Here is an 11893-nt window from a genome sequence, read left to right on the forward strand (position 1 = left end):
GGACGGGCGGCGACGGTCAGATCCCGGGAGCGGTGGACATCACGCGTCAGCGGCGAATGCAGCCGCGAGAACGTAGGAGACGTCCTGGTGAGTCGGATGGTTCGCTCGGGGGCGTTTGGATTCGGCCTTAACACTATTCACCGAAGCTCGGCACCGCGCGAGCACATCCTTCTCACCGATCAAGTCCTGAACCCTACTGTTGCCAAGCGCCCGATCAGCCTCAGAATAGAGAGCTGTGAAGGCGGCTTTAGCGTAACTGGTCGGTTCGCCGCGTGACTGGAAGTCCGCATAGACACTTCCTGGCTCGGCGGGCGGTAAACCGATAGAATGCGCCGCGGCGCTCGGCGCAAGAGAATCCGGCTCCTTGGCGGGGTCATCATAGGGGTAGTTTTTGATGCCTGGAACTAGGCAATCCATGGTGTCGAAGTAGATCCGATTGGATTGGACCTCGGGTTGGTCGATGATGTCGTCGAGCAATATCGAATTCAGAGGTGTGAAGGCGGCTCTCTTGTGCGGGGAATGACCAAAGTGAAACCGGTTTCGGAATTCGCGATAGTGCAGCTTCTGCTGATCAACAGCTGGGCGCATCGTCGAGATTCGATGAAGGTCGTCGAGGACAATCGATAGGTAGTCGTCGAAAGTCTGGAGCTCGAAGTACTTCTTAGTGGAGCGCAGGCGCTCCTCCAGGCTCCTAGTGAAGAGATCGCGGAAGGTTCCGCCGCCTGCACCGTGTCCTCGTATGGTCAAGGGGTCGAAGTCGTACGGCGTGAGATAGATCGGCAGGTACACTCCCAAGCTGTGCTCGCGCCAGCCCTCAAGAGCAATCTCCACGCTGCTGCTTGTCCGCATGTGGAACGGCGGTCCATTGAGGGTGACATCGTACGCCCGGGCGACAGTCGATGCGGCGGCGAAGTCCTTCGGCATGCGGGTCTGGGATGCAACGTGAAATCTGTGGGCTTCAGTCCTCATCGCGCCAGAAGCGAGAGCGAAGGCGAAGACAACACGGGAATCGAGCCCACCACTGAGATCTACTGTGAAGTTCACACGCGGATCGCTCGCGAGCGTCGCGAACCGAGACCGCCACAGAAAGATGAAGCGGTGCAGGTCTCCGATGTAGTCCTTGTCGAGGCGAGATTTGGGCAGTGGGATGATCTTCGGGCCACCGCGATCGATCTGGACAACGCAGAAGGAGGGGACCAGTGTGATGTCGGCGAATATAGTCTGGGAGCTGTTAAGTTGTGCCGTGAGCGCTTGTCGCACGCCGAGCGCGCGTAGGACAGGCAGACACGGCTGAGGATTGATGCCACGCTCTCTGAGATGCGAAACCAATCGATACAGCGAAGATGATACTGCCCATCGTCCGTCGCGGGAATAGAGGAACAGTCGTCTAAGGCCACGGGCATCAGTGCCGATCTCGATGCCGGAGGGTATGCGTCGAACGACTGTGTAGCAGCCGTCTAGACCCGGTTCAATTTGCTCGCCGGACGCTCGGTACGCCTGGTAGCCTTCTGCACCCGCGACATAGTCAGAGCCCGCGAAACAATAGCCTTCGAAAGTCTCATCAAGACGTCCTTCGAGGTTCGATAGCGTAACCACTCTTGGGTCTCCTTGGGTTGGCGTTGCAAGTTATGAATTCTATGCGGCGTCCGGGGTTCGTTATGTTTCTATATATCGGTCAAACCGGTTGCAACACGAGGCGAAGCACCTGCTCTCCGGTGCGGGAGTCCGCAGATCTGGCTGGTCCTGAGCGGTAAATCAGAGTGGGCCCATCTCCGCTGTGCGAGGATTGACGAGTGCTGAAACGAGTTCCATCGTTGACCCCGGAAGGTCTGCCGTCGCTGCCGGAACGCCCCGGCGTGTCCTACATCGTGCCGGTGCTCAACGAAGCAGAGCATGTTGCGTCGGCCATCACCACCGTCCTCGATCAGGACTATGACGGGGAGAAAGAAATCGTCGTCGCAGTGGGGCCTTCGACGGACGAGACCACCTCGATCGTCACGACCCTGGCAGCAGGAGACCCGCGCATCACGGTGGTGGAGAACCCCCCCGGGGACACCCCCTCAGGTCTGAACGCTGCCGTCGCTGCGACTCAGCACGCGGTGATTGTCCGCGTCGACGCTCACTCCGAGCTCACCCCCGACTACACCGCCGCCGCAATCGATACCCTCCAGACGACTGGTGCCGCCAACTGCGGCGGCCTCATGGTCGCCCGAGGCAAGACTCCGTTCCAGAAGGCCGTTGCCCGGGCCTACATGTCTAAAGTCGGCCTCGGTGGTCCCGCCTATCACTCCGGTGACGAGCCTCAGGAGGCCGAGTCGGCATACCTCGGCGTCTACCGGCGAGAAGTCTTCGAGGCGCTCTCCGGATTCGATTCCACGCTGCGGCGCGGTCAGGACTGGGAACTCAACCTGCGGATCAGGGAAGCCGGCGGACTCGTCTGGTTCGATCCTCGACTCGAGGTCACCTACTGGCCGCGCTCGTCGTTCAAGAAGATCATGCAGCAGTTCCATGCCACCGGGATCTGGCGGGCGGAGATCGTGCGCCGGCACGGATCCAAGAACTCGCTGCGCTACTTGGCCCCGCCGCTGCTGGTGGTCGGTGTGACTGCATCTGCCATCGAAGCCTCGCTGCAACTGACCGGCAAGACCCGCACCTGGCCCCGATTCGTTCGTCGCGTCAGTTCGCTCATTCACGTGCCGAGCCTCGCCTACGTCTCCGCGATCGCCGGGGCCGCCGCCACGGCGAAGGACTGCGGACCGCGTGAACGCGCCCTGTTCGGCATCGTCCTTCCCACCATGCACCTGAGCTGGGGGACCGGTTTCCTCAGAGGTCTCGTCACCGGAGCCGGGTCGACGACCGATAAGAGTCGATGAACCTCAACCACTATCCTCGGAGAGGAAGAACAATCATCCCTGTGCAGAAGGACCTGGAACACACATGAGCGTATTGGTCACCGGCGGCGCCGGCTACATCGGTTCCCACGTCGTCCGGCTGCTGCAGGAGCGCGGCGACGAAGTCGTAGTGGTCGATGACCTGTCCAACGGCACCGCCGAGCGCGTGGGCTCCTCCCCGTTAGCGCAGATCGACTTGTCCGAGGAGCAGGCGGAGGCGGAGCTGACCGACCTCATGCACGATGAGCATGTCACCGCGGTCATCCACTTCGCCGCGAAGAAGCAAGTGGGCGAGTCCATGGAACGGCCGTTGTGGTACTACCGCAACAACGTCGTCGGCATGACCCACCTGCTGGGTGCGATGGAGGCTTCGCGGGTGCAGACCATGGTGTTCTCGTCATCTGCTGGTACCTACGGGATACCCGACACCGACCTGATCAGCGAGAAGACACCGTGCGACCCGATCAATCCTTACGGCCAGAGCAAACTGATCGGTGAGTGGATGATCGACAACGCCGCTGAATTCGGACTCAGGGCGGTAAAACTGCGGTACTTCAACGTCGCCGGCGCCGGCTGGCCCGACCTCCGCGACACGGCGATGATGAACCTCGTGCCGATCGTCTACAACCGGCTTCTCGCAGGACAGACACCGGTGATCTTCGGCAATGACTACCCGACCGCGGATGGCACCTGCGTCCGCGACTACGTCCACGTCAAGGATCTCGCCGACGCGCACGTCACTGCGCTCGACTACGCAGACGCCGGTGACATCGCCGAGAACGTATTCAACGTCGGCACCGGAGAGGGCACTTCGGTCAAGCAAATCATCGACGCAATCGCGCAGGTGATCGGTCGCGACCTTGAGCCGGAGGTGGCGCCCCGTCGCCCGGGCGACCCGCCGCGACTGGTGGCCGACGCCTCGGCGATTGCCCGGGTGCTCGACTGGCACACACAGTACGATCTGCGCGACATGGTGGTCTCCGCCTGCCCTCCGGAGCTGTATCCGTGAGCACTGACCGGATTCCGGTTCCCGCGCAGCCCGAGCGCAAGCCTTTCAACGCCCCACTTTTTGCAGGCGCGCTCGCCCTCGTGGCGGTGCTCGCGGTGGTCGCCTTCAACGTTCTCCGGCCGCAGCCCGCGCTCACGGTAGCGGATCTGCAGTCCCCGGTTGTCGGAGCGCTCGGCGCCGGTGAAGCGCTGTACCCGGAGAACTCCAGGGAGGGCATTCGCGAAGTAGTGAAGTTCGGGTACCTGCCGGCAGTGGAACTCAGCGGTTTGCAGGACGGGACCGTTGTGCTTGCCGACCCGGAATCGGGTCAGCAGGACCTCGGACTGGACCAGCCACTGGATCAGACTGGCACCGAGGAATTCCTCCAGTCCCGGATCACACCGGCCGGCAGCGATGAGGGACGAGCCTTCGGCGAAGGCACTCCGATGACCTGGGAACAGGCGCTGGAAGAGTTCGGCGACTCCACGGTATTCATGCCGGAAGTCGCCTCGGCCGACCTCGTAAGCGAAGTGCTGAGCGACATTGAAGAGTCCGGGCGCAGCGATGGCATCATCGTCCGGTCCTCAGATCCGGAAGTGCTGGACGCAGCTGTGGCACAGGATGCGAGCGCGCTGTATACCGGAGACCCAGCAGCGGTCACGCCTGCCGAGCTCACCGAACGTGGAGTGACCATGGTCGCTCTGCCGGTCGACGCGAACTCCCTCGACTCCTGGCTGGACTCGGATATTCAGATTTGGGTCACCGACTTGGAATCCGAAGGGGCACTGAACGCTATCGCAGCGCGAGGTGCATTCGGTGCGCTCGCTGAGAACCCGTTCACCCTGCAACCGTCCGTCGTAAAGACAGACTGAACCGAGAGGAATCATGACTCAACCCATCGGAAATCCATCCCATATCGGCAACCTCGATGCCAGCAGACTCGGCCCGCAGCCGACCTACCTGCCCGACGACCATCCGGACGTCGAGGCGAAGCGGCGGCTGGACGCGGGCGAAGAGGCGCTCGACGTGGCGCACGACCTGCCCGCAAGTTCGCTGGCGTGGGCAATCCTGGCCAACGAAGCGTTCGATGAAGGGCGCCTGGTGGACTCCTACGCCTACTCGCGTGTCGGCTACCACCGGGGGCTCGACGCGCTGCGCGGGGCCGGCTGGCGCGGCGCCGGCCCCATCCCTTACTCCCACGAGGTCAATCGCGGGTTCCTGCGGGCACTCTACGCGCTCGGTCGCGCCTCAGCTGGCATCGGGGAGAGTGAGGAAGCCGCGCGGATCGAAAAGTTCCTGCGCGAGTCTGACCCTGACGCAATCGACGCCATCGCAGCCGAGCCGAACTGAAAACTCGCCCACCGGCTGCCTGACTCAGTCAGCAGCCGGTGGGCGAGCGATCGCCGATGGGTCCAAGCGCCTCCGGCGGCGGCGATTTTCAGACGCGAGCGAACTCCGTACCGAATTCCTCAATCCGGCTGCCGAGGTTGAACATCTCCTCGATCGCGGAAACTGTCCGGGCTGCTGCCTGTCCATCACCGTAGGGATTGACGGCACGAGCCATATCCTCGTATGCCATGCGGTCGTCAAGCAGGTTGGAGACGTTCTCGACAATGGCTGCACGGTCGGTGCCGACGAGCTTGACCGAACCGGCGTCTACCGCTTCCGGTCGCTCTGTGTTCTCCCGCATCACCAGCACTGGCTTGCCCAGGCTGGGTGCCTCCTCCTGGATGCCGCCGGAGTCGGTCAGCACGATGTCCGAAGCGGCCATCACGGTTGTGAACTCTCCGTACGATAGCGGCTCGGAGACGATGACGTTGTTGAAGTGCTGGACGCGCGGCAGGACCGCCTCGCGGACCAGAGGATTCCGGTGAGCCGGCAGCAGAATCAACAGCTCAGGACGCGCTGCCGCTAGCTCAGCCAGGGCCACACCGATGTTCTCCATTGACGAACCGAGGTTCTCCCGACGGTGAGTGGTGACGAGCATGGTGGGACCGTCGTGCTGGACGTATGCGGCCACTTCAGACGATTCAGGCGCGACCTGCATCGCGACAGCCATGTGAAGCGCATCGATGACGGTGTTGCCCGTGACCATAATGCCAGCGGAATCGATGCCCTCGGCGATGAGGTTGGTGCGGGACTGCGGGGTCGGAGCCAGATGAAGCGCGGCGAGCTGGCTGGTGAGCTTACGGTTCGCTTCCTCTGGGAACGGGCTCAGCAGATTACCGGAGCGCAACCCGGCCTCAAGGTGGATCACCGGGATGCCTCGGTTGAAAGCTGCCACCGACGAAGCCATGACAGTGGTCGTATCACCCTGCACCAGAACCGCGTCCGGCTTCGTGTCCTCCAGGATGCCGTCGAGACCTTGCGCAACCTTAGCGGTGATTCCGTTGAGGGTCTGGCCCTTGGACATGATGTTCATGTCTACGTCGGGCTCGATGCCGAACAGCGAGTTGACCTGGTCGAGCATTTCTCGGTGCTGAGCGGTGACGACCACCTTGGATGTGAGGTTAGAGCTGCTTTCGATTGCCTTGATGACCGGCGCCATCTTGATGGCCTCCGGACGAGTGCCGTAAACCGACAGGATCGTTGGCTGAGCCATGACTACTCCAGGTCTCGAGGGGTCGGGGATACTTTTTCCCGCAGGGTGCGGGAAAGCGCGTCGGTTGCGGAGAACCACAAGCTCAATCACATGAAGGGCGTTTCCGCTTCCATAGGTCACTCTAACCTGATATAGAGCTGTTTTTCCTAATTTGGAATGGCGAATGACATATCACACATTACTGGCGGGTATCAAATCGATTCGGAAGGCCGTGTCGCGGGCTCCGTGGATAGGCGTCGCGGTGGACTGCGCATCGGTCTCCAGCTCGCGCAAATGCTGGGTGAGGGCCTTCTCCAAGAGTCCAGGCGGTTCGCGGACTGGACATGATTTGGGGCGGAGGGCCTACTTGAAAGTAGCGTCAATGGTGTTTGGGAAAACACAAGGTGCGTTGACGGATTGGTGGATTACGTGATCGCATAGCAACCGTGGTCCTGGTTTCGAAGTGTCGAACAACTATTTGTCCGAAGGCACGCAGGGCCGCAGTCACCAGCATCGACAAGAGAAGGTGAAAGATTATGAAGTTCACACATCGTGTTATCGCCGCTACTGCCATCAGCGCATTGAGCCTGGGGACGGGCGCCGCAGCCGCCATCGCCGGTCCTCCCGAACATGCGGAGAGCAAGGGCAACGCTGTATCCGCTGCCGCCAGGGACAAGGCTCCCGGGGAAAGCAACCGCGAGGCCGCCCACGCCCACGCCCCGGGCCAGCAGAAGAAGGATGACGTCCCCGACGAGGACGAGTTCCCTGACGAGGATGACGCTCCCGAGGATGAGACCCCGGACGAGGATGAGACCCCCGACGAGGATGACGCTCCGGACGAAGACGCCCCAGTAGACGAGGATGACGCTCCCGCTGAGGACGATGCCCCGGCTGAGGATGAGGCCCCGGTCGAGGATGACGCTCCCGCTGAGGACGACGCTCCCGTAGAGGACGACGCCCCGGCTGAGGATGAGGCCCCGGCTGAGGATGAGGCCCCGGCTGAGGATGAGGCCCCGGCTGAGGATGAGGCCCCGGCTGAGGATGAGGCCCCGGCTGAGGATGAGGCCCCGGCTGAGGATGAGGCCCCGGTCGAGGATGACGCTCCCGCTGAGGACGACGCCCCGGCTGAGGATGACGCCCCGGCTGAGGATGACGCCCCGGCTGAGGACGATGCGCCGGTCGAGGACGAGGCCCCGGTTGAGGATGACGCTCCTGCCGAGGACGAAGCCCCGGTTGAGGATGACGCCCCGGCTGAGGACGATGCGCCGGTTGAGGATGAGGCCCCGATCGAGGATGAGGCCCCGGCTGAGGATGAGGCCCCGGCTGAGGATGAGGCCCCGGTTGAGGATGAGGCCCCGGTTGAGGACGATGCTCCTGCCGAGGACGATGCTCCGGCTGAGGATGAGGCCCCGGTCGAGGATGAGGCCCCGGCTGAGGATGAGGCCCCGGTTGAGGATGAGGCCCCGGTTGAGGACGATGCTCCTGCCGAGGACGATGCTCCGGCTGAGGATGAGGCCCCGGTCGAGGATGAGGCCCCGGCTGAGGATGAGGCCCCGGTTGAGGATGAGGCCCCGGTTGAGGACGATGCTCCTGCCGAGGACGATGCTCCGGCTGAGGATGAGGCCCCGGTCGAGGATGAGGCCCCGGCTGAGGATGAGGCCCCGGTTGAGGATGAGGCCCCGGTTGAGGACGATGCTCCTGCCGAGGACGATGCTCCGGCTGAGGATGAGGCCCCGGTCGAGGATGAGGCCCCGGCTGAGGATGAGGCCCCGGTTGAGGATGAGGCCCCGGTTGAGGACGATGCTCCTGCCGAGGACGATGCTCCGGCTGAGGATGAGGCCCCGGTCGAGGATGAGGCCCCGGCTGAGGATGAGGCCCCGGTTGAGGATGAGGCCCCGGTCGTGGATGAGGCACCTGCAGAGCCGGGCGTCGACCCGGCCGAGCTGCCGTAACCTCTCCATTGAAATCATGATGCCCGGCACCTCAGGTGCCGGGCATCATGCTTCCCTGAGCGAGAGTCGTGCCGCTCAGCTGAGCTCGGACTCCTTGTAGGAGTTCCAGGTCTCGTGGTTGACCTCGTCAGCCTGCTCCAGGTAGGTGTCCCACAATTCGTCGAGCTGGGTTTCCCGTTCGAGGAGTTCGTCGTTCGCCTGCTGGGCTTCCTCGGACCATTCGCCCTGACTCTCCAGATACGAGATCAGACCGTCGTGGTACGGGACCACGGTCGGCACCTTCGGGATCTCCTCGAGCGCCCAGTCCGGAGTGGTGGGGGTGGAGTCCTTGTAGCTCTCGAAGTTCTCCGCGAACCCGGTCACCAGCTCCTCGACGGCCTCCGGCGACGTGCTCTCGAGCGCGACGACGGGAAGCGGGTACATCAGGGTGCGGATGGTCTCGCCCTCTTCCATTCCCGGCCCGTTCTGGAAGTCGCCGATGTTGAGCACCTTCGACACCGAGCGCAGCCGATCGAGGGCCTCCGGCGACTCGTCGTCCATCGACAGCACGCGCACGCCGCGGCTCTGCTCCAGCTCGAAGAGGGGTGAGCCGTACAGGCCGAAGAAGATGACGTCGACCTGGCCGTTCTCCAGCGCCCCGGGCTGATCGCCGTAAGAGACGTCCACGAACTCGACATCGTCCCGCTCGAGGCCCGCGTAGGCCAAGAGCGCCTCGATCTTCTGATTGATGGACGGGTTCGCGGTGACATTGGGGAACCGCTTGCCGCGCAGGTCGTCGTAGCTCTCGATGCCGGAGTTCTCCAGGACGGTGAACCCCTGGCGCGCCTCCACGGGATAGACGACGCGGGTGGGATGCGGTCCCTGGCTCTCCTGCGCGAAGTCGTGGTCCGCCTCGAAGGAGAAGATGTACTCGTCTCCGGTCCTCGAGAAGTGCGCCTGTCCCTCGAGCAGGGGAGTCATGCGCCCGATGGCGGTATCGGATGGGGTGATGCGGACCTGCTTGCCCATGTCCGACGTGACCATCTCCGCGACAGCCGCAAGGTCGTTGTAGGTCGTGGTGCCCACCGGATAGGTGGTCCAGACCATCGTTTCCGGCAGACCGCCTTCGGTCACCGGCGCTCCGTTCTCAGTGCCGCCGGGGCCGCAGGCTGCCATGCCGAGCACCAGTCCGGTGCCGAGGACGGTGGACAGAAGAGCTCGTATCCGTCGTGTCGTCAAGGTTTCTCCGATTCGTGTCTCAGGGTCGTCAGTCTGCCTGGGGGCGTTGTCGGCTCGCGGTCACCGGCGCTGGTCCGGGTCCTCCGCTCGGGGTTCGCCAGCCGGCCCGTCGCCGGAGGCGGCGGGCACTGCGGAGCCGCGGTCCGCCTCGGCGTCGAACCGGTCGGCCTGCTCGGCCTCGTGGAGGTCGTCGCCGGGGTGGGCGAGCGCCTCGGCGACCTCCGCGTCATCGGCCGGAGGCGCGGCGGGCCGCTCCAGCGCGTCGCCGGCGTTGAAGAACCGGGTGATAATCATGATCGCCGCACCTGCGGCCACGCCGATGATGCTCGAGATGAGCTCGGGTGCGAATGCGGCGAGTCCCGCGATGAACAGCGGAATGCGCATGAGGATGTGCAGGCGCTTGCCGGCGCCGATCATCCAGCCCTCGAACGCACAGCCGAGCAGGAACACGCCGATGGCCGAGAACACCGTGGTGTACAAGATCTCGAACAGGCTGCTCTCCTGCGCCAGCAGCGCCGGGTTGAAGACGAAGGCGAACGGGATGATGTACTTCACCGAGCCCAGGCGCATCGCGACCAGCGAGGTCGCCATCGCCGGGGTCCTGGCGATGTTCGCCGCCGCGAACGAGGCCAGCGCCACCGGCGGGGTGATGTAGGAGACGGTGGCCCAGTAGATGACGAACAGGTGGGCGGCGATCGGGTTGATGCCCAGCTGCGTCAGGGCCGGTGCCATGACGATCGCGAGGAACACGTAGACGGCGGAGACAGTCATGCCCATGCCGAGGACGAACGAGGTGATCGCGCCGGTGAGGAGGATGAGGATGAGGTTGCCGTCCACCAGGGCCACGAGCTCGCGGGCCAGCGACAGGGACACACCGGTCATTGACAGGCCGCCGACGATGAGGCCGACGCCGGCGAGGATGCCGATGATCTCCGCGATGGTCTTGCCCGAGGCGTAGATGAACTCGTAGAGCAGGCCGGGAACCTTCTTGAGGTCGCTGCTGAGCGCGTACTTGGCGATCTCGATGATGAGGAGGAAGGCGATGATGTAGTACGGCGCCTGCGTCTCGTTCTTGTAGACGATGAGCACCACGATGAGGCCGATGAGCGCGCCCAGGTACGGCCACCCGGTCAGGAGCACCGGGCCGAGCTTGGGCAACAGGTGCCGGGACACCCCCTTGAGGCCGGTCTTGGCGGAGTAGGCGTCGACCTGGACGAAGATGCCCAGGTAGTACAGCAGCGCGGGGATGGCCGCGGCGAGAGCGATCTGGGCGTAGGGGACGCCCACGAAGGACACCATGAGGAAGGCCGCGGTGCCCATGATCGGCGGGGTGATGGTGCCGCCGGTCGAGGCGGTGGCCTCCACGCCGGCGGCGTACTTGCCGGAAAAGCCCGAGCGCTTCATCGCCGGGATCGTCATCGGCCCGGTGGTGAGCACGTTCGACACGGCGGAACCGCTCATCATGCCCATGAACCCCGACGAGATCACCGACACCTTGGCCGAGCCGCCGCGGTAGCGGCCGAACACCGACTGGGCCAGATCGTAGAAGAACCCGGCACCGCCGGTGTGCTGCAGCGCCACTCCGAACATCAGGAAGCCGATGAGGATCGAACCGCCGACCTGCATCGGCAGGCCGAGGATCGAGTCGCTGCCGAGCGCGTGCATCTGCGCCGTGGTCTGCAGATCGAACGACAGACCGCTGAGGAATGCAATCGGCATCACCCCGGCGATCAGCGGGTACAGCGAGAAGAGCAGGGCGATGATCGTCACGACCAGGCCGGCGCTGCGCCGCAGGGCGTCCAGCGCGATGGCCCACAGCAGGAAGGACGCGGCGGTGGCCAGCGGCGGCGCCGCGTAGTCCCAGCCGAAGGTCACGATGGTCTCGCCGTTGAGACCCAGGTACACGCAGATCGCGAATGTCACTGCGGCGATCGCCGCGTCGTAGAGGGGCACCCTCTTGCCCCGCTGCGACTTGGCGATCGGGAAGGTGATGAAGATGATCGGCAGGAAGCAGGCCAGGACGAAGTACAGGTAGGAGTTGTTGAGCAGCGAGAAGCCGCCGGGGTTCCAGAAGAAGGCCTGATTCATCGCCAGGAGCACACCGAGCACGGTGAGCACGACCACGACGACCTTCCACGGGCCGGTGACCCGCGAGCTCTTCTCGATGTCGATGTGCTTCTCGGTGGGAACGTACTTCTCGGTCGGAGGGTGCTTCTTTGCGGGTGGGTGCTTGTCGGTCTGAGCGTGCATGAGCGGTCCAATC

General features: G+C 63.9%; 9 protein-coding genes. 4 read left to right on the forward strand and 5 right to left on the reverse strand.

Annotated elements, in window-relative coordinates; genetic code table 11:
• Positions 1–39: 39 nt before the first annotated feature.
• Positions 40–1596, reverse strand: a complete 1557-nt coding sequence (locus LXN01_RS11945) for a macrolactam cyclase family protein (protein WP_236865439.1) — start codon at positions 1594–1596, stop codon at positions 40–42.
• A 200-nt stretch (positions 1597–1796) separates the two neighbouring features.
• On the opposite strand from LXN01_RS11945, the gene LXN01_RS11950 reads away from it, so the two are divergent.
• The 4 genes from LXN01_RS11950 to LXN01_RS11965 all read left to right on the forward strand — a co-directional run bounded on the left by LXN01_RS11950 (position 1797) and on the right by LXN01_RS11965 (position 5229).
• Entirely contained in the window at positions 1797–2873 is a 1077-nt protein-coding gene (locus tag LXN01_RS11950) for a glycosyltransferase family 2 protein (RefSeq protein ID WP_236865679.1), read from the forward strand.
• Positions 2874–2937: 64 nt separating this feature from the next.
• Positions 2938–3900: a UDP-glucose 4-epimerase GalE gene (galE, locus tag LXN01_RS11955; RefSeq protein WP_236865441.1), complete on the forward strand. Its 963-nt coding sequence runs from the start codon at positions 2938–2940 to the stop codon at positions 3898–3900.
• Positions 3897–4751 (forward strand): hypothetical protein, encoded by an 855-nt coding sequence (locus LXN01_RS11960; RefSeq protein WP_236865443.1) that lies wholly within the window; start codon positions 3897–3899, stop codon positions 4749–4751. Before galE ends, LXN01_RS11960 begins: the two co-directional genes overlap by 4 nt.
• A 13-nt stretch (positions 4752–4764) precedes the next feature.
• Entirely contained in the window at positions 4765–5229 is a 465-nt protein-coding gene (locus tag LXN01_RS11965) for a DUF3151 domain-containing protein (protein WP_236865444.1), read from the forward strand.
• 88 nt (positions 5230–5317) lie between these two features.
• Here LXN01_RS11965 and wecB read toward each other — a convergent pair whose 3' ends face one another.
• The 4 genes from wecB to LXN01_RS11985 all read right to left on the reverse strand — a co-directional run bounded on the left by wecB (position 5318) and on the right by LXN01_RS11985 (position 11880).
• Entirely contained in the window at positions 5318–6481 is a 1164-nt protein-coding gene (gene wecB / locus LXN01_RS11970; RefSeq protein ID WP_236865446.1) for a non-hydrolyzing UDP-N-acetylglucosamine 2-epimerase, read from the reverse strand.
• A 404-nt stretch (positions 6482–6885) separates the two neighbouring features.
• Positions 6886–8430, reverse strand: coding sequence for a hypothetical protein (locus tag LXN01_RS11975; RefSeq protein ID WP_236865448.1), 1545 nt, complete (start codon positions 8428–8430; stop codon positions 6886–6888).
• Positions 8431–8487: 57 nt separating this feature from the next.
• The gene (locus LXN01_RS11980) at positions 8488–9630 is read right to left on the reverse strand and encodes a TAXI family TRAP transporter solute-binding subunit (protein WP_236865450.1); all 1143 of its coding nucleotides are present in this window, start codon (positions 9628–9630) and stop codon (positions 8488–8490) included.
• Positions 9631–9690: 60 nt separating this feature from the next.
• A complete protein-coding gene (locus LXN01_RS11985; RefSeq protein ID WP_236865452.1) occupies positions 9691–11880 on the reverse strand; it encodes a TRAP transporter permease in 2190 nt (729 codons plus the stop codon).
• Positions 11881–11893: the final 13 nt, after the last annotated feature.

This window comes from Brevibacterium daeguense, assembly GCF_021729135.1.
Classification (GTDB): Bacteria; Actinomycetota; Actinomycetes; order Actinomycetales; family Brevibacteriaceae; genus Brevibacterium; species Brevibacterium daeguense.